Raw genomic sequence first — 23284 nt, forward strand, 5'->3', positions numbered from 1 at the left:
TATATTTTATAGATGGATCATAACAATATTTTAGGCACTGTGCTAGCAGGCGGTAAGTCACAAAGGTTTGGAGAAGATAAATCCCAAGTAAAGTTAGCTGGTAAATTGTTAATTGATCACATGTTGACTGAAATTATTGATGAATTCAAAGAACTCTTAATAGTGTCAAATAATAAAATTAGTTTTCATAACTCAGAAAAAATTTCAATAATCGAAGATTATGAAAAAGGTCTTGGTCCGTTAGGTGGAGTTTTATCAGCTATGAAATGGATAAAAGAAAATCAAAAAGACTTCAAATGGATAGCAACTTTCCCTGTTGATACGCCTTTTTTTAAGAGACAAATACTTAAAGATTTTATTCAAAATATTAATTTCAATGAAAGTGATTTATTTTTCATTAAGTCAAACGACACACGACATAATATATTTGGCTTATGGTCGATTAATTTATTAGATAAGTTAGAGAAGGATCTAAAAAATGGAGAAAGAAAAGTAGAGTTGTGGGCTAATAATACTGGGGTAAAAATAATTAATATGGAGTTTTCAAATAATGATCCTTTCTTTAATATAAATACAAAAGAAGATTTAAAAAAAGCTGAAGAAATATTCAAAAATGATTAGTTACGATAAATCAAAAACAATTTTAAAAAAAGCCAAAATTAAAATTAAAGACGAAACTATAAAGAGTATAAATTCTCTAAATAGAGTAGTTACTACCAATATTTATTCTAATATAAATTATCCAGCAGGGAACAATGCTGCATTTGATGGTTATGCAATTAATTCAAAAGATACTAATGGATTAAAAAAAAAATTACCAAAAAAATTTAAAATTATTGGTTCAATTGCTGCAGGAATGAAACCATTTAAAAAAAAGATAAAAAAATTTGATACTGCTGAAATAATGACTGGAGGAATTATCCCAAAGGGTTTCGATACAATTATTCCTATAGAACAAATAATTTTTGCTTCTAATAAAAAATATATTTTAATTGAAAAAAAAATAAAAAAATTTAATCATGTTAGGTTTGCAGGTTCAGATTATAGAAAAGGGGAAGTTGTAATAAAAAAAAATACAATTATCCAACCAAACCATATTTTAGCTTTTAAAAGTTTAGGTATTAAACAAATTAAAGTAAAAAAAAAGATTAATATATTATTTTTTTCAACTGGAAACGAGATATCAAACAAAGATAATATTCCAAATTGGATGGTAAGAAATTCCAACACACACTATATTAAAAACTTAAATCAAAATTTTTTATTTAATTTTAAAAGTGGAAGTATATTAAGAGATAATCATCAAAATATTTTTAAACAAAAAATAAATAAATTAATTAAATCTAAAGATGATATTATTATTACGTCAGGCGCTGTATCTGCAGGTAAATTTGATTTTATACCCGATGTTGTTAAAAAATTTAAGTTATCAAGCTATTTCAAAAGTGCTGCAATAAGGCCTGGTAAACCAATAATGTTTGCAAAAATCAAAGGAAAAGAAAAGGCAATATTTGGACTCCCTGGAAATCCAATCTCTTCAGCCGCATGTTTTAGATTTTTTGTAATTCCATACATTTTAAATGCTTTAGGATTACCAGAAGAAAAATCAATTAAAGCTATTTTGACGAATGGATTTGATAAAAAAAAGAATTTCACAAGATTTGTAAAGAGTCAATTAAGCACAACTAAAAATGGAAAACTAAATGTTGAAATTTTAAAAGGTCAAGAGTCTTTTAGAATTAAATCATTTGTAAAATCAAATATTTGGGTTTTGTTACCAGCGGGAAAATCAAAATTTAAGAAGGGAGATATCGTTGATTGCTTTTTCCCCAACCTTTCAAATCAAAATTTAGTTTAGAAACGTATTTTTGTTGTAGAAAATTCTATTTACAATTAGATTTCTCATTATGTTAGAGTTAAGAAATCCAAGAATAGCCATTCCTGTTGTACTTTTTGCCGGTCTGTTGTGGTCGTTTGGTCCATTAGTGGTTCGATACATGGATAATCCGCAATTGGCACCTTGGCAGTATATTTTTGGCAGAGGTTTAACAATTTTCATCCTTTTAAATCTTTATTTATTTTTCGAGGAAGGAAAAAATTTTTACAAAAACTATTATAAAATCGGTTTATCTGGAGTAATCGGTGGATCTGGATTGGGGATCGCTATGATTACATTTATTTATTCAATTACAAATACTAGTGCTGCAGTTACTTTGCTTTGTTTAGCAGCAATGCCTTTTTTTACAGCATTATTGGCATTTTTATTTTTACAAGAAAAAATTTCTCTTAATGTTTGGATATCGATAATAATTGCAACAGTTGGTATCATTATTATGGCATTTGGAAATACTGGCGAAAAATCATTAATTGGTTTTGTATTTGGTTTAACTTCTTCAATAGGTTTCTCAGTTTTTTCTGTAACGCTTAGATGGAGAAAAGAAACACCAAAATTCACAACAGTAGCTTTTGCAGGTTTCTTTTGTTTTGTGTTTGCAACAATTATGATTTTATCAAACAACTTAGTTTTCTTTTCATCTAGCTATAATGGAGCTTTATTTTCTTTGCATGGGACACTAGTTTGTTTTGGTTTAATCTTATATTCAATTGGATCTAAAGCGATACCAGCAGCAGAATTGACTTTATTATCTTTAACTGAAGTTGTAGGTGGAATTTTTTGGGTTTGGTTGCCATTATTTGGTATTAATGAAGTACCATCCACAAATACAATAATCGGAGGCTTTTTTCTTTTTGTATCTATATTTTATTACAGTTTAATAATGAGATGGAACAAAAGATATATAGCATTAAATTAATATGGAACGACCAGATTTTTTTGAACTTAAAAACGGTGAAAAAGTAAAATTACCATTTACCGATAAAGAATATAACGATCGAGTAAGTAAACTTAGATCAGTGATGGACCAAAATGGTCTCGATATGGTTATCTTAACATCTATGCATAACGTTGCATATTACACCGGATTTATTTATTGCTCCTTTGGTAGACCATACGGATGTGTGATTACTCAAAATAAAATTTCAACAATTTCAGCTAACATTGATGCAAGTCAACCATGGCGTAGATCCCATTGCGATAACGTTATTTATACTGATTGGAAAAGGGATAATTTTTTAAGAGCCATTGTTTCAATCATTGGGAGAGATGAACCTCCAAAAAATATTGGAATTGAAAATGATCATGTCACGTTAGATATGAGGGAAAAAATAGGGTCTATTTTTACTTTCTCAGTGTTTAGCGATGTTTCAAAAGATCTAATGAAACTTAGAATGATTAAATCGAACGAAGAAATAGAGATCATTAGAAATGGCGCAAGAATTGCAGACATTGGTGGTGAAGAAATAGTTAAAAATATTAGAGAAAATAATACGGAGATCGAAGTAGCAATAGCTGCAAGAGATAGAATGGAAAGAGAGATTGTTAAAAGTTATCCAGGCGCAGAGTACATGGATACTTGGGTGTGGTTTCAATCAGGTATCAATACAGATGGAGCTCACAATCCAAAGACTAATAGAAAATTAGTTAAAGGAGATATTTTATCTTTAAATACTTTTCCAATGATCTCAGGATACTACACTGCACTAGAGAGAACTTTATTTTTAGATCATGCCGATGATGCTTCTCTTAAAGCTTGGGAGGCAAATGTTAAAGTTCATAAAAGAGGATTAGAATTAATTAAACCAGGTGTTAAATGTTCAGATATTTGTCATGAGCTAAATGAATTATTTGCCGAGCTTGGTTATCTTCAGTATCGAACATTTGGTTACGGACATTCATTTGGTATGCTTTCACACTTTTATGGAAGAGAAGCTGGTTTAGAATTAAGAGAAGATATTGATACTGTTCTTGAGGAAAATATGGTGGTGTCTATGGAGCCAATGATAATGATCCCAGAAGGTAATCCTGGTGCAGGTGGATATAGAGAACACGATATTTTGGTGATTGGTAAAGATGGAACAGAAAATATTACAAAATTTCCTTTCGGCCCTGAGCATAATATTATAAAAAACTAATCTTTATGAGCGAGAATAAAACTATTGTTAATAGTTGGAACGAGTGGGATCCATTAAAACATGTAATTGTTGGAAGAGCGGATGGAACTTGTATTCCAGCACCAGAACCAGCATTAGATGCAAAAGTTCCAGAAGATAGTGATATGCGAGGTCAGTTTGGACCAAGAACAAAAGATACTGTCGATAAAGCAAATGAATTATTAGATAACTTTTCAAACATGCTTGAAAAAAGAGGCATTAAAGTTGATCGACCCACACCAATAGATTTTAATCAAAAAACATCAACACCTGATTGGGAAGCAGAAACCATGTTTGGCTGTATGCCTCCAAGAGATGTTTTGTTAACAGTAGGAAACGAAATTTTAGAAGCTACAATGAGTTATCGTTGTCGTTGGTTTGAATATTTATGTTACCGACCACTTCTAAAAGATTATTATAATCAAGATCCTAATATGAGACACGAGTCTGCTCCAAAACCAAGATTAACGGATGCAGATTACAGAAAAGATTATTTATCAGATAAAATTGGTGTTCAAAAAAGATTAGAGTGGACTGAAAAAAAATATTTTGTAACCACTGAAGAAGAACCATTATTTGATGCAGCAGATGTATTGAGATTTGGGAAAGACTTGGTTGTACAACATGGATTCACAACAAATTTAAAAGGAATTGATTGGCTAAAGAGACATTATAAAGATCACAGAGTTCATGCTGTTAACTTCCCAGGTGATCCTTATCCAATTCATATTGATGCAACTTTTACCCCAATTAAAGAGGGTTTAATTATCAATAACCCACAAAGAAGACTTCCTAAGGAACAAAGAAAATTATTTGAAGACAATGGTTGGGAAATCGTAGACAGCGCACAGCCAGCACATAACGAACCACCGCCATTATGTTATTCATCAACTTGGCTATCAATGAATGTTTTAGTTTTAGATCCTAAAACTGTATGTGTCGAAAAAAGTGAAAAATACCAAGCTGAACAATTAGATAAATTAGGAATGGAAGTTATACCAGTAGAACTTAGAGATGCCTACGCTTTTGGTGGGGGTTTACACTGTTGTACTGCAGATGTTTATCGAGAGGGTGAACTTAAAGATTACTTTCCAAAACAATAATTATGGCAAAAATTAAAATAAAAAGAGAGCGAGTTAAATTCGCTTCTGATAATGTTGCAGGTGCCTGTCCCGAGGTATTAGATGCAATTTTAAAAGCCAATGAAGGAGATAGTACTCCTTATGGAAATGATCCAATCTCAACAGAGTTACAAGATAAGTTTTCAGAAATATTTGAAAAAGAAGTAATTGTTTTTCCTACTGCCTCAGGAACAGCTGCTAATGCTTTAGCATTATCTACAATGACACCTTCTTATGGAAACATTTATTGTCATAAGATGTCTCATATAAATACCGATGAATGTGGTGCACCTGAATTTTATACAGGAGGAGGAAAGTTGGTTCCTTTAAATGGAATAATGGGAAAAATAACTGCAGAGGAGTTGGATCAATCGATAGGTGGAAAAGGAATTGTTCATCATACTCAACCTTCATCAGTTAGCATTACTCAGGTTTGTGAAACAGGTGAAGTTTATCAATTAGATGAAATAAAAAAAATTGCAGAAATCACCCATAAACATAATCTAAATTTACATATGGATGGAGCAAGGTTTGCTAATGCACTGGTTTCTTTAAATGTAACTCCTGCCGAAATGACATGGAAATCAGGGGTTGATGTATTGTCATTTGGAGCAACTAAAAATGGATGTTTAGCAGCTGAAGCAATTATATTTTTTAAGAAAGAATTAGTAGGGGACATTGCTTTTTTAATGAAACGAGCAGGGCATTTGTTATCTAAAATGCGTTTTGTCTCTGCACAACTCGATGCATATATATCAAATGATGTTTGGTTGAGAAACGCAAAACACGCTAATGCAATGGGTAAAAAGTTAAGTGACGGTCTAAGTAAACATAATGATATTGAAATTGCTTATCCGACTGAGGCAAATGAAGTTTTTGCAAAATTTCCAAGAGAAAAAATAGAACATCTAAATTCTGAAGGTTATAAAATGAATGAAGAAGAATTAGATGGTAAAGCGGTAAGATTAGTTGCTGCTTGGAATACTAAAGATAGCGATGTTGATGAATTGTTAAATACAATTAAAGCTAACTAGGATTTTCTTTTAAAAACTCAATATATTTTATCACTTCATCATATTGTTCGTCAGGAATGTCTTTATAACTTGCGTTAAACTTACTCTTCACACAAATAGCAACATGAGCATAGGGGTTTCTTCCTTTAGGGTGATTTGGGTGGTCAGGTAATTGCCCCACCAAATAATCGCCAGCTTCCTGAATAAATTTCCACAGTTTACTTGCGTTTTCTTTATTCAAACTACTTCAATCCTTGTTTTATCTCTTCTGTGTCGAGTTAGTGTCGAGTTATCCTATAAAATCCTATAATTAATCTAAAGCTTTTTTTAGCGTACTTATTTTTTCCTCAACTTCAGCAATTGCTTTGTAGATTTCTTCTTTTTCAGCTTTGCTGATGGATGCTCCACCCGGACTGTTTTCTTGCATTGCCTTTTCTGTTACACCCATTAGTTTTCCTAATCTTTCTCCCATGTTTAGTAAGGTTCTCGAAATATCTGGTTTTAAATTACTTCCTTCTATTGCTTTATCCATAATGGCTTGGTGTACATCAAGTAAGGGATGACCTTTGTTTTTCTTCATTAATGCCACATCAATATTTATAGAATCCAAGTGAGATATGTTTCGATCTCCCTCTTTTGGATTAGCATATCTAGTGAAATGAACCTTTTCTCTTTTAGTATTTTCTAAAATTTCATTTTCTGAAAGTTGCTCTAATGCATAGTTTAGAGCTTGTTCAATTGATAAAAACTCTCTTGTTTGCTTTTTTGGCATATTTTTTTTGTACATATAAAGTCATCTTATGTACAGCAATAAAATATACTTTTTAGTATTTAAAAAGTAAAACTAAATCATTCATATCTTGATACCCCCGGGCTTCTCTCCCCGGGGGTTTTTTTTACCTAAATAATTTAATAAATTTTCCGTACATACAAAGTCACTTTATGTACAGCAATAAAATATACTTTTTAGTTTTTTGAAAGTAGAAAGATTTCATATTGTTTTGTTTTTCTTTCTAGTTACCCCCGGGCTTATCTCCCCCGGGGGTTTTTTTTAGATCAAATTTTAAGCTTAATTTTTTGTACATAAAAAAATTTTTTATGTACATCAATAAAGTAGAAAGAAAATTTTTAATAAATATTCTGATTTCATAACTAATTAACAACAAAAGAAAGGAAATAGTTATGGATAGGCAAATAAGCACGTTAGAAAATGTGGATATAAGAAATATATGGAATAATGAAGCTTCTGACTTCACTCCATGGTTAGCAGAAAATATTGATAGACTGGGAGATGTTATAGACATGGATCTAACAGTTATCGAAGAAGAAAAACCAGTTGGAGTATTTAGTGCTGACATATACTGCAAAGATGAAAATACTGAGAATAATGTTGTAATAGAAAATCAATTAGATACGAGTGACCACAAGCATTTAGGACAACTATTAACCTACGCAACAGGTTTAAATGCTAAATCAATAGTGTGGCTTAGTTCCGAATTTAAAGATGAACATAGAGCAGTATTAGATAGGTTAAATGAAATAACTGATCCAGATATTAATTTCTTTGGTATTAAAATTGAAGCTGTTAAAATTGGGAATTCAGATATTGCTGTTAATTTCAAAGTTATTAGTCAACCAAATGAGTGGATTAAAACTAGAAGTAACTATGGCTATAGATGTTCTGGAAAATTAACTCCTAGTAAAATCTTAAAACAGGATTTCTGGACTCATTTAAATAATAAAATTCAAAGCAAAGGTAGTTTTTTATCTACTCGAAAGCCAAGAGCTCAACATTATCATACTTTTAAACTTGGAAATGGAAAATCACATTTGTCTGGTTTGTTGAATAAAAGAGAAAAGTATGTAGCAGCTGAAGTTTATATACCTAAAGATCAAAGTTTATACGAGGCATTAAAACGAAATAAAACTGAGATCGAAAAGGAATTTGGAGAACCTTTAGATTGGCAAGATCTAGATGATAGTAAAGCTAGCAGAATTAAGGTCTTCAAATATAACTTCAATATTGAAAATCAAGATCAATGGGAAAGTAATTCTGATTGGTTAATAGATAGAGTTGAAAAACTGTATAAAGTTTTTTCACCTAGAATTAAACAGATCAATAACCCTGATAATCAATTTAGCATTAACTAATATGAAAAAATTATTAATAATTGTTGGTACAATTGCCTTAGCTTCCTGCACGTATAAACCCGTTATAGATACTGCAGGAAGATCGGGTACATTTAATGAAAATAAAGCTGATCAGATAACAAACGATTTGCAGCATTGTAAACAGGTAGCCAAGGAAAATACTAATCTTGTAAGAAACGTTAGTTCTTGGATGTTAAGTGAAACAATGGAAAGTAGATACCAAGTTCTCTACAAAAATTGTCTGAAAAACAGAGGCCACAGCGTTTTAAACTAATGCAATTAAAATATTGTAAAAATTGTGGAGATAGTTTTGAGACAAAAAATTTAAGAAAAGTTTTTTGTAAAGATAAGTGTCAAAGACAACACTATAGAAAAAGTCCTCAGGGGAAATTGAAAGATAAAATTTGGCGTCAATCCACTGAAGGTAAAGAATGGTGGAAAAAATACAAAAAGAGCTCTACCTGGAAAAAATGTAATGAAAATTATCAAAATGGTGATGCCTCAAAAGCAAGATATAAAAAATATAGACAATCAAAAAAAAGAAAGGTTGTTTATATTAGATACTTAAATAGCAAACCAGAAGTAAGAATAGCTAAAAATCTTAGAAGAAGACTAAATAAAATTTTAAACTTACAAAATCAAACTAAAAAAGAACATACCCTGAATTTAATTGGATGTACTGTAACTGATCTGAAAATTCATTTAGAAAAAAAATTCAAAAAAGGTATGAGTTGGTCTAACTATGGAGTTCATGGTTGGCACATAGATCACTTAATTCCGTGTTCAAAATTTAATTTAAAAAATTTAGATGAGCAAAAAAAATGCTTTAACTATGAAAACCTTCAACCCTTGTGGGCAGAAGAAAATATAAAAAAATCAAACAAACTAATCAGTGAAAGGAAATGTTATGAGCAAGAAAAAAAAGCAGGTTAAATCAGATCAGGAACAAATTGATGATATTTATAAAAATTATGAACCTGATGGTAGAGATCTAGCAGAACATCTAGCGTCCCAGGAACAATGGGTTGCTGATAATCCAGATGTTAAAATGGAAGATGTTGCTGAATATCAAGCTGAGCTTCAAAGTGAAATTGAAAGAGGCAAGTAAATGATTTCTAGCATTCTATTTTTAGTGATACTTTCTATAGTGATCTTATCTGTCGTTTTATTTTTTATTAAAAAGAAAAATGATAAAAAATCTCTAGCATTAGAGAGAATACAGATAAGGGATTATGGTAGAAAAATTAACGAAAAAACAAGATCTAGAAATAGATAATGCTGGGAAGTTTAGAGATTAAGCCTATGAAAGCTGTTAAATATAAAAATAAATTTTATAAAAGTCTCTATAATCTTTACCAATTAAATAAAACAGAAGAGACCCCTTCATTTGAGACTTTTAGAAAAAAACTATTAAAAACAAAATCGATAAGCCTAGCATTAAAGAAATCTAACAAAAAAATTCGAACTGAATATTATCAAAAATTATATCAAGAAAACAAAAATGAAAAATCAGTAAGCGAAGCATTATTTATTAGAAGAATGAGAAATGGAGCTAAATTGAGTCATGCTTTAAATAGAAAAGAAAGCAAAATACTTAAATCACCTATTACAATTGATGGTTATTCATTTTATAGTTTAACTAAATTAGCCCAGCATTTTAATTTGTTACCAAGCACAGTTATCACTAGATACAACAGAGGCCTTAGGGGAAAAAGATTAATTAAATCAAAAAAATTATGTGGTTTAGGCGATTTAGAAGAGATTTAACCACTTAATAAAATTTAAATAAACAAACTTTGTTTTATCTCTTTTGTGTCGAGTTGGTGATCGAGTTTTTTAATTAAATTGATGAATCTTTAAGCGATTTATTCAATGTAAATTTTTGATTATCCGCATAAGTACTGTAGTTTAATGTAGCTTAATGTGGAATATGTTGTCCCTCTATTCCCCCAAATAATCGCCAGCTTCCTGAATAATTTTCCAGAGTTTACTTGCGTTTTCTTTGTTCATACAACCCAATAACGTGTTTTATCTCTTCTAGTTCGAGTGTAGTTCGAGTTATCCTATTAAATCCTATAATTAATTTTTATAATTCAACGCTGCATTAAATAAATGCCTTAATACCTTTTCATATTCTCTATCATTCAGTTTGCTTAAAATAGGATTGTCGAGAGTTTTTCGTGCAACAGAAACCCCTACTAAAATTGCACCCATTAAATCATAATTAATAGGTTTAATTTTTTTCTTTATCCCATCAATTACTGGTTTTCTCATTTTTTCTCTATGAAATTTTTTAACTATATGTCCAACTTCTGGATCACCAGAATTCATACACAGCATTCTAACAAGGTTTACATCATCTTTTGGATTTGAATTTTCCATTAGGCCTTCAACCATAAAATCAACAATATTATTTGGATTTACATCAACAAACCATTCTGCAACATCTTTTAATGTTTCTTCAAAAAGCTTTTTCTTACTGCCGAAGTACCTTGAGATAAGAGCGATGTCATATTTAGATTGTTTGGCAATATCTCGAACTGAAACATTTGAATAACCTTTCGTCCAGAAAAGCTTTTTAGCAGTATTAAAAATTATTTTTTTTGAATTATTTGAATTTCTCATCTTTTAAAAAAATATAACAAGTCACCTTATAATAAATACAAGGTGACTTATAGTTTTTTAGATCAATTCAAATAGGGTCTTAAAGATTGATCCGAGAGGAAGAATATTTAAGCAGTATTCCGAGCAAATAAACCTGCTGCTACTCCTAGAACTTCACCAGTAATTTTTTCACCACTTTTACTAGCAAAGAATTTAACCATTTCACCAATCTCATTAGGGTTATATGCTCCCATTGGAAGAGGGTTTCTCCATTGTTTCATTAACGTTTCTAAACCTTCCCATGTTGGGTTTTCAGGAGACATTGCTCCTAGAACATATTTATTGTTCATGAGTTTAGTTTTTACAACAGTTGGACATATAGCATTACAAGTAACGTTATGCTTTCCCATAATTAAAGCGGTACTTTTTGCTAATCCAATTACAGCCCACTTAGTACCAGAATAAACTGGAAACCACTCTTCACCCATACGTCCTAAAACTGAAGATAAAATAGTTATTCCCCCAGAATTTTGTTTTCTCATAACTGGTATAGAAGCTTGTATAGTTTTCACAACTCCAGTCACATTTATATCAATTACAGTTTGAATTTCTTTTTCACTGAAATATTCCATCATTCCAATTTGTGTTACTCCTGCATTTGCTACAACATGATCTAATGTTCCAAACTGCTTAACAGCCATACCAACAGCATCTGATAGGGCAGATCTATCTCTTACATCTCCTTTATAAGAAATACATTTAACACCATAAGACTCTACTTTACTTTTTGCATTTGCTAGATCTAAATCAGTGGCCAAAGGATAATTTACACCCTCTAAATCACTTGCTACATCAAAAAGAACGATATTTGCTCCTGCTTTTGCAAGCTCTTCAGCACTAGCCAAACCAATGCCACGTGCTCCACCTGTGATCAGAGCTGTTTTTCCTTCAAGTTCTTTTTTTGTTTTTTTTTCATTCGCTTTAGCAGTACTTGAAGCTGCTAATGCTGTGGTACCTAATGCTACTGCACCAATTCCCTTAATTGCTTGTCTTCGACTCATATTCTTATTTTCATTATTCATAATTACTCCTTTTTGAAAATAAAGTTTAGAATCTATCATTTAAAGAGTCAACAACTGTTGACTTATATTATTATTTTATCAACAACTGTTGACAAAGACTTATTTTGATATAAATTACTGTTTTGATTTATCTATTTTAATTCGAGTATAGTTCGAGTTTAAGAGAAGAAATTGATGAGTCTTAGTCTGATTTATTTTAAGTTAATTTTTAATTACTCGCATTATTACTGTAGTTTGATGTAGCTTAATGTGGAATAATGTGTCCCTCTAATCCCCCAAATAATCGCCAGCTTCCTGAATAATTTTCCAGAGTTTACTTGCGTTTTCTTTATTCACACTATCCCATTTCTTGATTTATCTCTTCATTATCGAGTTATTATCGAGTTATCCTATAAAATCCTATAACCCAGAACTTAAATAACTAAAAATTTTTTCATTTATTTTTTTTTTTTATTATTTTTTCGATTTTTGAAATATTTTACTATGTAATAAGCAATAATTGATTGAATGGTTGCTGCTATAATTCTTAACAATATTTTATCACCAAAATCTTGTCCAGGATTTAATGATGAAGATATTACTTCTGCAATCAAACCTCCTAAAATCCCATATACTAAAATTGTTTTTTTATTTAGTAATAAAAAATTAAGAACAAGCACAATGACAAATATTATTGGATCTGCAGCCATAACTGCTATTGTGACTAGTAGAATCAGAAGAGTTGTCATTTTTTAATTACCTAAACACATTTTTTTACCTTCTTTTAAAGCTTTGTATACATTCTTTAAATTCCAAGAGTTTGTTAGTTCATCAAAAAATTCTTCTGCAGGAGCAATTTTTTTTCCAGAATCATCATAAACATTAATCAAATTTACTTTTAACTTTTCATGTTGATCTAGAAATCTTCCATGTTTTTCCAAATCATATAATCCATTTGTGAACCATACTAAGTGTCCTAACATTGCGGGATATACAGTTCTTATCTTTGAATATATCTCTACACCTAAAGTTTCGACTTTAACGGTTTTGCCAATAATTTTCATAATATTTGGATTATTTTTTGTTGTATAAAATACAAAATTATCCTCAACAGTTTTGCATACATTATTATTTCTTATAAGTAATTTGTATTCAGCACCATAAGTTATAAGCCCAGTTGTAGAAACTTGAGTATATTTATCATCTATAACTTTTTTAATTTCCCAATTTTCAATAGCATATGAATTTCCAATAAATAAAAGCCAAAGAATAGTTGTCTTTAAAATTTTTTTCATTTCTTAACTATTGTTTCGGTAATTTTATTTTTAATGACTTTTACAATTCGTAAGTCACCATTTGCTAAAGGGACAACTAGTTCAAATGTAGGTTTTTGACCATCAATATTAACTGGCCTGATGTACCAATCGTCTTTAGTTATATATCCCAAAACATATTCTCCCTTGTCATCAAAGACATCTAAAGCGCATCCATTTACACCACAATAATCATTTTGTTTTGTACAGCTGTCGTATGTAGAATAAACTATTTTTTCTGTGTCAGATGATCCTCCTAAATCTAAAATAATTTCTGGATTCAGATCTTTACAGTTTTCATCTGCTAATATTGGAATAATCCATATAAAACTTAGAAATACAATTCCTAAAAGCTTTTTCATTAAAATGGTGCCTCTGATTTTACTGAAAATCTTTTTACAACTTCCTCAATTACTGACTTTTCCATTCCTCCTGTGAAACTTTCTTTATCTTCAACATCTAGTGTAGCAATAAACCAATCTTTATTCTTAAGTTTAAAACCTAAGTTTATTTTAAGATCTTTTTTTGTTTTATTACCCGTAATCATTGCACCTATGATAGCTCCTACACCACCTGTAAGTAAACCCCCAACTAAAGCTCCACCTGTTTTCTTAAGAGCACTACTTGTTTTAAAAGGCTTTGAATTTTCGTCCAGAACCTTAAATTCTTTTACATCATCACATGCTATTTCGTAGTTTTTACCTATTCCTAATACTTTCCAACCAATAACTATTTTGTCTTTTCTAGCATTAAATATGAAGTCTCTACTAATATAATCTTTTTTATTTGATTGAGTAATTGTCAAAGGCATAAACTAGATTAGCAAATCCTGAAACCAGAGTCTATTTGCTTTAAAAATAGTTATTTGATTTATCTTTTTATTATCGAGTTATGGATCGAGTTTTTTTATTAAATTGATGAGTCTTTAAGCGATTTATTCAATGTAAATTTTTGATTATCCGCATAAGTACTGTAGTTTAATGTAGCTTAATGTGGAATGTGTTGTCCCTCTATTCCCCCAAATAATCGCCAGCTTCCTGGATCATTTTCCAGAGTTTACTTGCGTTTTCTTTGTTCATACAGTTTAGTTTTACCTAAAAAATAAACTTTTTCTAATATCTATAATTTCTCTGATTTGTTTGTCTTTAATAGCATTCCAAGAAACAAATAAAGTACATAATTGATATAAGGCAAATATCTCATTTTTTTGATTTTGAGACAAATCACCATCTGCCTCTACATAGTTTTCAAAATAAGAAATATTATTTCTCGCACAGTTTAAATAATATTTACAAGCGTCTGTTACTGTAGCAGTTGACCACCAGTTTGAATCTCTAAAAAGATTAGATATTTCTTGGTAGAAAGAACTTGTTTCAGAAATAGCTAAATCCTTTTGAACATTTTCTGAAAATTGATCTAATTCAAATTGGATTAAAGCTAAAATCTTTTTTTCGCTACTTCTCTTTACAAGTAGTTCAATGACGTTTTTATACGACATTGATTGGATTTTATTCCAATTATCAAAAAAATCGTTTGGTGCTTTATTTGAATCTGACATGTTTAATTATTTAAAGGTAACCAAGAATTATATAAAGGATTATCTTTATTGATTGGAAGTTTAATATTCTTATTTTGTCTAGAAGAATCATACACAGCGGTTACAAATTCTAGAGATTTTCTAGCATCTGATAAAGTTACTTCATCACTAGGAGATCCATCTAGTTTATTTGCAATTTCATCAAACATACCTGCATACCATGATTTTGGTTCTTTTACTTTTGATAGTACTTCATCTATTTGAGTTTGAGTTATAGGAGCTCTTGGTAAAAAGTCCCATTTATCATCAGCTGGATTATATGGTTTATCTGGTGATGCACCAGACTCAGCTGTTAACCCTTCAAAACAAAATCGAAGTCTACTCGTATCATTTGCTGCACCCAATGTAATTGAACTTGTCACTAGAGTTCCATTTTCCATTTCAATAGAAAGGGCCGAACAATCTTCAACTTCAATATCATTTACTCTAGTTGTTAATTTTGCAAAAACATTTGAAACAGGACCTAAGATCATACTAACTAAATCATGAATATGAATAGAGTGACTTAAAATTGCTCCACCTTGTTCACCTTTCCAAGTTCCTCTCCAAGGTTTTGAATAATAATCTTTACCTCTATTCCAATGAGTTTCTAAAGATGCAACCAAAGGGTTTCCTGCTAAACCAGATTTGATCAATGCTTTTAATTTTGAAAATCCTAGACCATATCGATATTGAAATACTGGGAAAATAATCTTACCAGTTTCTCTGCTAATTTTTTCTAATTCGTCTACTTCTTTAAGACTTGAAACTAATGGTTTTTCACAAATCACATGCTTTCCAGCTTCCATAGCTTTTTTACAAGCAGAAAAATGCAAATGGGGTGGAAGGCAAATATCAATGATATCAATTTCTTTAACTTTTAATACATCGTCAAAATTTAGAGAAACTTTTGTCTCAGTATTTGATTGTAATATTTTATCAATAGCCTCCCTAGTTAAACCACATAATGTGTGAACATTAAATCTCTCTGATACTTTTTGAAAATCTTCAAAATGTTTTGCCCCTATATTGGTTCCAATTATTGCTACTTGATACTTTTTCATTTTTTTTCAGCTTGCTCTTGAGCTTTAATAGCAAGTTCCATTGAAAGATAAGTAAGATCTTGAGGACATGCAGTTTCCGTTCTGTTTAAAACATCATTAATTAAATTACTAAAGTAAGGCAGCTTAACATTAGAACAATCAATATGTTTCACCTCATCATTATTTGCTAAAAATAAATGATTACCTTTTTCTGATTTTGCTAAATCTGTATATTTTCTTATTTCAATAAAACCTTTGTCTCCAAGGATTAACAATCTTCCATCTCCCCAGGTTGGGAGGGCATCTGGAGTAAACCAATCTAGGCGAACATAACCATGCCCGCCATTTCCAGTAAGGTTCACTTCACCAAAATCTTGAAAACCAGGCATATCTTTCTTTGTCGTATTTTCTATTAATGCATGGTTGATTTTTGCCTGATTTGAGTTTGTAAAAACTAAAAATTGATGAATTTGGTGAGAACCAATATCGGTAATGATACCTCCATAACTTTGACGATTATAAAACCAATCAGGTCTTTCATAATTACCCTGTCTATGAGGACCAGTTCCAATAGTTTGTTTTACTTTTCCTATTTTGCCTTCATTTACTAAATCTTCAGCTTTAGCAACTGCAGCAACGTGAAATCTTTCAGAAAAATTTATAGACCAGATCTTTCCAGTTTCTTTAACAGTGTTTTTCAAATTATTTAATTGATCTAAGGTAGTACAGCCTGGTTTATCTACCATAACATCTTTCCCAGCTTTTAATGCATCTATTGAATGACCAGCTCTATCTACAGGGATTGAAGATATTAAAATCATATCAATAGATGAGTCCTTTAATATTTCCTCTTTATTTTCTTTTCTTTTTATATTTGGATATTTTTTTTTAAATTCTTGAAGAGTTAAAGGATCTCCATCTGTCCAAAAAGAATTACAACTACAACCTTCTTTAATCATTTCATCTAGCATATCGAAAATATGACCATGATCTATTCCAATTACTCCTAGGTTAAGTGTTTCTTTCATAAACTAATAAGAACCTTTTTGTTTTGCACCTTTATAAAAAATTTCTTGCAAGTAATAATTTTCTTTTTTTCGAAGCAAAATACTTTCTTCACTCATTAAAGCATTAGTTCTATTTATAATTTCATGATGATAATATTTATCCTCACCTCTTGCAATTTGAACACTATTTTTTCCTAAAGTTTGTTTTACGTTTGTGCCTATATAACTTTGGATAACAAATCCTATTCTTCTATCATTACTTTTATTTATCCCTGATCCATGTACTACTCTTGGATGATGCAATGACATTTGACCGGCTTTTAGTTCTATAGATTTAACTTCATCTTCAGGTACATTCTCTACTGTTTGTCCTCTGGTAAGTAAATTTCCTTCATTAAATTTCTCATTATGGTCTTTAATATTTAAATGTGATTTAGGCCACATTTTCATACATCCATTGTTTTCGTTCGAATCTGTTAATGCCACCCATGCTGTGACCCAATTGTGTGGTTCTAATCCTATGTACTTTGCATCTTGGTGATAGCTTACAAAACCCTGTTCGTTAGGGTTTTTAATAAATAAAGTAGTGCTGCAAACTAAGATATTTTTTCCAATAATACTTTCTACTGCATCTAAAATTTTTGAATTATGAACAATCGAATCAAGTTTTGGTGAAATTAAATGAACATTATATCTTCCCGACTTATCTATTTCATTTGGTAGTTTTTTTTCAATTAATTCAATTTCCTTTCTTGCCTCTAATGCTTCACGACTAGACAAAACTTCAATAGGGGATATGTAACCTTGATCTTCATACTGTTTAAGTTGATTTGATGTTAGATAAGTCATATTATTTTAAAAAGATTATATGAGCTCAACTATTTCTTCAATAATTTATGGCCGAAGTATTTAAATTAGGAATTACCGCCAACAACAATCAACCAATTAAGGAAGTAAATTCAATTGAGGTTTTAGCAAATAAAGGAATAGTAGGAGATCGACATTTTCATGATTTTAATGATCCTTACAATCAATTATCTTTAATAGAGGCTGAGAATATTGATGAATATAATATTAAATTTGGGCTCGATATACCTTACATCAATTTTAGACGGAACGTTGTTACAAAAGGTATTCAGTTAAACGATTTAATTGGAAAAAAATTGAAAGTAGGAAATGTTGAATTAGAGGGAATTGAATTATGTAGACCGTGTCGACATTTGACCGAAATGCTTGATCAAAAAAATATTCTTAAAGAATTTATGAGAAAAGGAGGCCTTAGATGTCAAATTCTCACATCTTCCAAAATTAATGTCGGTGATAAAATAGAAATAATTAATTAAGGTTTTGCAGTTTCATTAACTGGATTTTCATCAAGTGTTGCAGGTGTATCGGGGTCTAGTTCTAGTCCAGCAGGTGTAATTGTTGCTGGTATAGGTGTAAAAGTTGAGTCCGGGTTTTCAACAGTTTCTCTAACTTTCATCCTATATAAACCAAATCCACCAATTATCGCATGCGCAATAATTAAAAAAACAAATAAACCATTTAATCCAAACCATTCCATAAACACAGAACATAAAATAGGACCACTAATTGCGCCTACACCAAAGATAAACTGCAAACCACCTCCAGCTGCTACGAATTTTGATTTAGGAACAAAGTCATTTGTGTGAGCAAGGTTAAGTGAAAACAAAGGAAGACATAAACTTGAATACAAACCTACAGCAATAAAAAAAATAATTTTTCTAAAAGCAAATTCATCCATGTAATAAATATTTTGAATAGGATCATTTGAAGTTAGAATTGAAATAAAGGCTAAAAAACAACTTCCAAAAGTTGTAATAACAATTACTTTTCTTCTATCAAATGTATCCGAAAAATAACCTATAGGTCCTTGGCCAATCACTCCCGCAATTGTTGCAATAAATAAAAGTATTGATGTTTCAACCAAAGAAAATTTTGCAAGTGTTGCGTAAACAGATATTAAAGAAAAAAATGCTGCATGAATGATACCAGTAAAGAATGAGCTCAATGAACCAAGTGGTGAAATCTTATACAATTCTTTAATACTTATCGTATCTATTTTTTTAAATTTAGGGGCAGGTCTTTTAGTTAATAAAATAGGAACAAGCGCAAGAGAAAGTAAAATGGAAACTAAAATAAATGGTTCGTAGTCTTCTGGTTTGCTAACATTAAGTAGCAACATACCTATAGCTAATCCAAAATAGATTACCATCATATAAGCAGACAATAGTTGTCCTCTATTTTTATTAGTCGCTCTATCATTTAACCAGCTTTCTGTAACCACATAACAACTGACTAAACTTATACCTGTTATGAATCTACTAATTGTCCACATAAATGGATTTACATAAACAACAGCGATTAAAGCACTTAAAGATGCAAGTGAAGCGAATGCAGCAAAAACTCTTATATGACCAACTTTTTGAACAAAGTTAGGTGTTGTTCTTGAGCCCACAAAGTAACCAACATAATATCCAGACATAAAGATACCAGTTGTAAAAACACTAAAATCTTCAAGTACTGATCGAATACCCATAACTTGCATTTGCAAACCATGAGCAATCATCATTACCCCTATCCCTATAAATAGAGCCCAAGACTTTTTTACTTCTTTTTGCATATATAGTTTTTAACTTTAATATTTTCTGGCTACGTAGTTTTGGTTTGTGTTTTTTTTATGGCCAGTAAAGAATGAATTGCTATCGTAATAATGATAACGATACCCCCATAGATAGTCTCGTTAGAGGGCTGTTCTTTAATAACCATCCAAACCCATATCGGTCCCAGGATAGTTTCTAATAGGAAAAATAGATTAACTTCAGCTGCAGTTATAAATCTTGGTGCTATGGTGACCAAAACAAATGGTATAGCTACACACATTACACACATTAAAGGTATATAAAAAAGATCATTTCCAACTAAAGCAAAGTCTTTAACAAAGAAAAAGGCAAATATAGCAACGCACGATTTTCCAATTACAGCAGCAGGTACTAAATCAATAGTTTTAGCGTATCTCGCAATGTTAGCATTACAAGCTAATCCAAAAGAAGTGATTAAACCAAACATATCTCCATAAAAATTGCCAAGACTTAAAGAGTCGTAAAAAATATAAACACAAGCAACAAAGGTAATTATTATAGCAACCCAAGTTTTATTATCTGGTTTTTCTTTTAAGAAAATAGCCCCTAAGATTGCTGAAAGCATTGGTGCAAGAGCCACCATTAATAAAGTATTTGCTACATTAGTATTTTGAATTGAAATAATAAAAGTAATATTACAAATAGAAAAACTAATTACATAAAAAATACCTGGATAACCAATTTTAAACAAAGCTTTTAAGAAATTATTTTTATAAAATAAAAGAAGACCAACTAAAACTACCATAAACGGTATTGCCCCTCTGTAAAAAAGCATTCCCCAAGTATCAATATTTGACAATCTTATGAGCAAAGAATCTGGAGTTATAAACATAACTCCTATAAAAGCCATCAATGAACCTTTTTGCTGATTGGTTAAATTTTTCACGCTTTAAGCTCTTTCCAAAAAGTTTTAGCTAAATTTTTTCCTGATAAGTCATAAAGTGTTTTAAGTCCAGTTGGAGAGGTAACATTTATATCTCCATTGAGTTTTTGATCTATAAAATCAATTCCTGCAAAAAAAATATTTTCTTTTTTTAAATCTTTTGCAATTAATTTTGAAATTTTAATTTCTTTACTTTTTAATTTTATATTAGTTGGTTTTGCTCCTTTACTCATATTACTTAAAATCGAACCTTTCTTTGGAACCCTTGAAATTGCACCACATACTTTTCCATTAATGATAAAAACCCTTTTATCTCCCTTACTTATTTTAGGAAGAAATTTTTGGCACATGATATGATCATGTTTTTTTATAAATTTATTAACTAATTTTGAATTAAATTTGGTTAATAAATGAATATCATTTCCACTGAAACTATGGATGGGCTTTAAAATAACTTTTTTGTTTTTTTTGAAAAATTTTTTAATTTCATCCATATTTTGAGTAAAAATAGTAGCTGGCATGTATTTTTGATATTTAGATGAATACAATTTTTCAGAAATATTCCTTACAGCGGTAGGGTTGTTAATTATTTTAACTTTAGTCTTAATTGTATCTAAAATGTAAGTTGTTGAAATATACTCAAGATTAAAAGGTGGATCTTGGCGAATAAGAATAAATTTACATTTTGTTAAGTCTAGATTTTGTTTTTTTGTAATTTTATAGAATTTTTTATTGCTATAGTTAAATTTAATAAAAAAACCCTTAGCTGTAACTTTTGAATTAACAACTGATAAGTCTTTTGGATCGTAATAGAAAATTTTATATTTTTTGTTCTGAATTTCGTTTGCTAAAAAAACACTTGTATCCGTTAAAGGTTTCAGTTTAGAAGGATGGTTTCCTTGAATAGCAACAATTTTATTTATCATATAATTCGTCTAAATTTTCGTTTTTTGAAAATTTACTAATCATATGATCTGCATTTGTTGTCTTATTATCAATTACTTTTTGTAGATGGTTTAGGAATACAGTCTCGTTATTACCTTTTTTACTTAAAACATCTCTATTCTCTAAACCTTTTCTTGAAAGGTCTAAAAGTGTAGATGACCAATAAAGAAGATCTTTACCCATTAATTGAGTGTTAAATCCCTTTTGTGGCGCCTCTAGATAAGCATTAATTATTTTATCGATCTCCCATGTTGAAATTAGTTCATCAACTTCATCTAAATTTCCATAAAGCATACCTATATTGAAAGCTGGTCCTGCACATAAACAATCCCAACCACAGGTATCCATCGATCTTAATTCAATGTATTTTTTAACTCTGTTTTCAGTAAATATTGTACTTAAGTGAGTTGTTAAGTCTGCTTCAGTTGGAAGCCTATTTCCAATTTCTTGAATTTTTCCTTCCATAAAATCCTTAAAAATATATTTCCTACCCGAAATATACTGATCTTCATTTTGTATAAATAATATAGGAAAATTAATTACAAAATCTGCATATTTTTCAAAATTCATATTTTCGAAAAATAATTTAGGCAATCCACCTCTAGAAGTGCTTTGCCAAACTTTAGATCTATAAGATGAATAGTTACTATTTTTTTTCTCAACAATTGAGGAATTAGCAAATAAAGCAATTGCAATAGGCACTATAGAATTTGCTACTCTGAACTTTTTAATAAAATCTTCTTCTGAACTATAATCTATATTTAATTGTGTGCCACATGTTCGATACATCATATCTAAACTAAGTTCACCACCTAAAGGCATATCCTTAGTCATCAATTCATATCGTTGTTTTGGATTGTTTGGGATTTCACTTAATTTAGATATTGGATCGAACCCTGCACTAACAATTTTAATATCTAATTTTTTTGTAACTTGTTTTAATTCAAACAAATAGTCTTGTGACTCTGCACAAGCTTCGTGCATATGATTTAATTTATCTCCTGATAATTCTATCTGATTGCCTGGTTCAAGCGTTATATTTTTACCACCTTTATTAAGTGCAATAATATTTTCTTTTTCAAAAACTGGATTCCAGCCAAATTCAAGTAAGGCTGTAAACATTTCTTTTATTTTTGAATAATTAATCCTTTTATTGTTTGAATTATTAAATAAAAACTTTTCATGCTCGATCCCAATTTTGAATTTTTTGGGATCTTTAATACCTGATTTAAAATAATTTATAATTTTTTCTTTTGAATCAATCATGCGCTGTAAGTAATGATTTATACCTAAATTTAAAGATAATAATAAGGCTCTTTTGCAAATATTTTTTTAACTAATGGCTTAAAATCATCCAAAGTCATACTTTTGTAATCAGGGTCAAAAGAGCATTGGTCATATTTTTCACAAAAATCTATAGTGTCTTGATAATATTTGTGGTCTTTAAATTTATCTCTTGCATTTCTGTCACCACCTAAGTGATGAGCGCTGTAGTAAGTTTGAAAAAGACCATGGTGTAGAACAATCCAATAAGTTCTTTCTGAAACATAAGGTCTTAGTATAGATGCAGCATATTGAGAATGATTCATTGGTGCTAAATCATCTCCAATATCATGAAGTAAAGTTGCAACAACCATTTCATCACTTTCTTTATTTTTAAAAGCTCTTGTTGCAGCTTGTAAGGAGTGTTCTAGTCTAGTGATTTTGTAACCTTCTAAAGTAGTGTTTTGTTTAGATAAATAATTTAAAACTCTATCAGCTGTTTGTCTTTCAAAGTTTTTCTCAAATTTTTCAAGAAGCTCATAATCTTCCTTAGTTCCATTTTTCATTTCAGTAAAATTTACTGTTTTCATA

General features: G+C 30.1%; 30 protein-coding genes. 13 read left to right on the forward strand and 17 right to left on the reverse strand.

All coding sequences use genetic code 11. The features are described from left to right. Positions 1-12 precede the first annotated feature (12 nt). Genes mobA through DT059_RS04710 form a run of 6 tightly spaced genes read left to right on the forward strand, consistent with a single transcriptional unit; the run spans position 13 to position 6205 of the window. Complete coding sequence (gene mobA, locus DT059_RS04685) at positions 13-621, forward strand: molybdenum cofactor guanylyltransferase (protein ID WP_145597178.1); 609 nt, start codon at positions 13-15, stop codon at positions 619-621. Further along, positions 614-1858, forward strand: a complete 1245-nt coding sequence (locus DT059_RS04690) for a molybdopterin molybdotransferase MoeA (RefSeq protein ID WP_145597180.1) — start codon at positions 614-616, stop codon at positions 1856-1858. The genes mobA and DT059_RS04690 overlap by 8 nt, the downstream gene beginning before the upstream one ends. Positions 1859-1907: 49 nt before the next feature. Further along, positions 1908-2813, forward strand: coding sequence for a DMT family transporter (locus DT059_RS04695; RefSeq protein ID WP_145597182.1), 906 nt, complete (start codon positions 1908-1910; stop codon positions 2811-2813). A gap of 1 nt (position 2814) precedes the next feature. Then, a complete protein-coding gene (locus tag DT059_RS04700; RefSeq protein WP_145597184.1) occupies positions 2815-4032 on the forward strand; it encodes an aminopeptidase P family protein in 1218 nt (405 codons plus the stop codon). 5 nt (positions 4033-4037) lie between these two features. Continuing rightward, positions 4038-5153 carry a serine/threonine protein kinase gene (locus DT059_RS04705; protein WP_145597186.1) on the forward strand — a complete coding sequence of 372 codons (1116 nt, stop codon included), beginning with the start codon at positions 4038-4040 and terminating at the stop codon, positions 5151-5153. 2 nt (positions 5154-5155) lie between these two features. Next, positions 5156-6205, forward strand: a complete 1050-nt coding sequence (locus DT059_RS04710) for a threonine aldolase family protein (RefSeq protein ID WP_145597188.1) — start codon at positions 5156-5158, stop codon at positions 6203-6205. Here DT059_RS04710 and DT059_RS04715 read toward each other — a convergent pair. Together DT059_RS04715 and DT059_RS04720 are read right to left on the reverse strand one after the other, a co-directional pair. Then, on the reverse strand, positions 6198-6425 hold the full coding sequence (locus DT059_RS04715; protein ID WP_145597190.1) for a hypothetical protein: 228 nt from the start codon (positions 6423-6425) through the stop codon (positions 6198-6200). The two genes, DT059_RS04710 and DT059_RS04715, sit on opposite strands and share 8 nt — an antisense overlap. Positions 6426-6494: 69 nt before the next feature. Next, positions 6495-6956 carry a hypothetical protein gene (locus DT059_RS04720; protein ID WP_168189258.1) on the reverse strand — a complete coding sequence of 154 codons (462 nt, stop codon included), beginning with the start codon at positions 6954-6956 and terminating at the stop codon, positions 6495-6497. A 410-nt stretch (positions 6957-7366) separates the two neighbouring features. On the opposite strand from DT059_RS04720, the gene DT059_RS04725 reads away from it, so the two are divergent. From DT059_RS04725 to DT059_RS04745, 6 genes are read left to right on the forward strand one after another with little or no spacing between them, the layout of a single operon-like run. Continuing rightward, positions 7367-8335 carry a DUF4268 domain-containing protein gene (locus DT059_RS04725; RefSeq protein ID WP_145597194.1) on the forward strand — a complete coding sequence of 323 codons (969 nt, stop codon included), beginning with the start codon at positions 7367-7369 and terminating at the stop codon, positions 8333-8335. A gap of 1 nt (position 8336) precedes the next feature. Further along, positions 8337-8609, forward strand: a complete 273-nt coding sequence (locus DT059_RS04730; protein ID WP_145597196.1) for a hypothetical protein — start codon at positions 8337-8339, stop codon at positions 8607-8609. After that, on the forward strand, positions 8609-9268 hold the full coding sequence (locus tag DT059_RS04735) for a hypothetical protein (RefSeq protein WP_145597198.1): 660 nt from the start codon (positions 8609-8611) through the stop codon (positions 9266-9268). The genes DT059_RS04730 and DT059_RS04735 overlap by 1 nt, the downstream gene beginning before the upstream one ends. After that, on the forward strand, positions 9243-9443 hold the full coding sequence (locus DT059_RS04740) for a hypothetical protein (protein ID WP_145597200.1): 201 nt from the start codon (positions 9243-9245) through the stop codon (positions 9441-9443). Before DT059_RS04735 ends, DT059_RS04740 begins: the two co-directional genes overlap by 26 nt. After that, positions 9444-9611, forward strand: a complete 168-nt coding sequence (locus tag DT059_RS07295) for a hypothetical protein (protein WP_168189259.1) — start codon at positions 9444-9446, stop codon at positions 9609-9611. Next, positions 9611-10102: a hypothetical protein gene (locus DT059_RS04745; protein ID WP_205713264.1), complete on the forward strand. Its 492-nt coding sequence runs from the start codon at positions 9611-9613 to the stop codon at positions 10100-10102. The genes DT059_RS07295 and DT059_RS04745 overlap by 1 nt, the downstream gene beginning before the upstream one ends. 312 nt (positions 10103-10414) lie before the next feature. Here DT059_RS04745 and DT059_RS04750 read toward each other — a convergent pair whose 3' ends face one another. The 10 genes from DT059_RS04750 to DT059_RS04795 form a co-directional block, all read right to left on the reverse strand. Next, positions 10415-10960 carry a TetR family transcriptional regulator gene (locus tag DT059_RS04750; protein ID WP_145597204.1) on the reverse strand — a complete coding sequence of 182 codons (546 nt, stop codon included), beginning with the start codon at positions 10958-10960 and terminating at the stop codon, positions 10415-10417. Between the two features lie 107 nt (positions 10961-11067). Further along, positions 11068-12021: an SDR family NAD(P)-dependent oxidoreductase gene (locus tag DT059_RS04755; protein WP_205713265.1), complete on the reverse strand. Its 954-nt coding sequence runs from the start codon at positions 12019-12021 to the stop codon at positions 11068-11070. A gap of 437 nt (positions 12022-12458) precedes the next feature. After that, on the reverse strand, positions 12459-12749 hold the full coding sequence (locus tag DT059_RS04760) for a hypothetical protein (RefSeq protein WP_145597207.1): 291 nt from the start codon (positions 12747-12749) through the stop codon (positions 12459-12461). A gap of 3 nt (positions 12750-12752) precedes the next feature. Then, complete coding sequence (locus DT059_RS04765) at positions 12753-13295, reverse strand: hypothetical protein (RefSeq protein ID WP_145597209.1); 543 nt, start codon at positions 13293-13295, stop codon at positions 12753-12755. Continuing rightward, positions 13292-13675: a hypothetical protein gene (locus DT059_RS04770; protein ID WP_145597211.1), complete on the reverse strand. Its 384-nt coding sequence runs from the start codon at positions 13673-13675 to the stop codon at positions 13292-13294. Before DT059_RS04770 ends, DT059_RS04765 begins: the two co-directional genes overlap by 4 nt. After that, positions 13675-14124, reverse strand: coding sequence for a hypothetical protein (locus DT059_RS04775; protein WP_145597213.1), 450 nt, complete (start codon positions 14122-14124; stop codon positions 13675-13677). Before DT059_RS04775 ends, DT059_RS04770 begins: the two co-directional genes overlap by 1 nt. Positions 14125-14403: 279 nt before the next feature. Next, a complete protein-coding gene (locus DT059_RS04780) occupies positions 14404-14871 on the reverse strand; it encodes a hypothetical protein (protein ID WP_145597215.1) in 468 nt (155 codons plus the stop codon). Positions 14872-14873: 2 nt separating this feature from the next. Further along, complete coding sequence (locus DT059_RS04785) at positions 14874-15953, reverse strand: Gfo/Idh/MocA family protein (RefSeq protein ID WP_145597217.1); 1080 nt, start codon at positions 15951-15953, stop codon at positions 14874-14876. Then, entirely contained in the window at positions 15950-16960 is a 1011-nt protein-coding gene (locus DT059_RS04790) for a Gfo/Idh/MocA family protein (RefSeq protein WP_145597219.1), read from the reverse strand. The genes DT059_RS04785 and DT059_RS04790 overlap by 4 nt, the downstream gene beginning before the upstream one ends. A 3-nt stretch (positions 16961-16963) precedes the next feature. Then, the gene (locus tag DT059_RS04795) at positions 16964-17788 is read right to left on the reverse strand and encodes a phytanoyl-CoA dioxygenase family protein (protein ID WP_145597221.1); all 825 of its coding nucleotides are present in this window, start codon (positions 17786-17788) and stop codon (positions 16964-16966) included. A 47-nt stretch (positions 17789-17835) separates the two neighbouring features. Here DT059_RS04795 and DT059_RS04800 point away from each other — a divergent pair, with 47 nt between their 5' ends. Next, positions 17836-18282 (forward strand): MOSC domain-containing protein, encoded by a 447-nt coding sequence (locus DT059_RS04800; protein ID WP_145597223.1) that lies wholly within the window; start codon positions 17836-17838, stop codon positions 18280-18282. On the opposite strand, the gene DT059_RS04805 is transcribed toward DT059_RS04800, so the two are convergent. Genes DT059_RS04805 through DT059_RS04825 form a run of 5 tightly spaced genes read right to left on the reverse strand, consistent with a single transcriptional unit; the run spans position 18279 to position 23283 of the window. After that, entirely contained in the window at positions 18279-19583 is a 1305-nt protein-coding gene (locus DT059_RS04805; protein WP_145597225.1) for an MFS transporter, read from the reverse strand. The genes DT059_RS04800 and DT059_RS04805 overlap by 4 nt on opposite strands. A gap of 29 nt (positions 19584-19612) precedes the next feature. Further along, positions 19613-20488: a DMT family transporter gene (locus tag DT059_RS04810; RefSeq protein WP_145597226.1), complete on the reverse strand. Its 876-nt coding sequence runs from the start codon at positions 20486-20488 to the stop codon at positions 19613-19615. Further along, positions 20485-21411: a glutathione synthase gene (gshB, locus tag DT059_RS04815; protein ID WP_145597228.1), complete on the reverse strand. Its 927-nt coding sequence runs from the start codon at positions 21409-21411 to the stop codon at positions 20485-20487. Before gshB ends, DT059_RS04810 begins: the two co-directional genes overlap by 4 nt. Further along, positions 21401-22696, reverse strand: coding sequence for a glutamate--cysteine ligase (locus DT059_RS04820; protein ID WP_145597229.1), 1296 nt, complete (start codon positions 22694-22696; stop codon positions 21401-21403). The genes gshB and DT059_RS04820 overlap by 11 nt, the downstream gene beginning before the upstream one ends. A 29-nt stretch (positions 22697-22725) precedes the next feature. After that, the gene (locus tag DT059_RS04825) at positions 22726-23283 is read right to left on the reverse strand and encodes an HD domain-containing protein (protein WP_145597231.1); all 558 of its coding nucleotides are present in this window, start codon (positions 23281-23283) and stop codon (positions 22726-22728) included. Position 23284 lies beyond the last annotated feature (1 nt).

The organism is Candidatus Pelagibacter sp. FZCC0015 (genome assembly GCF_007833635.1).
Classification (GTDB): Bacteria; Pseudomonadota; Alphaproteobacteria; order Pelagibacterales; family Pelagibacteraceae; genus Pelagibacter.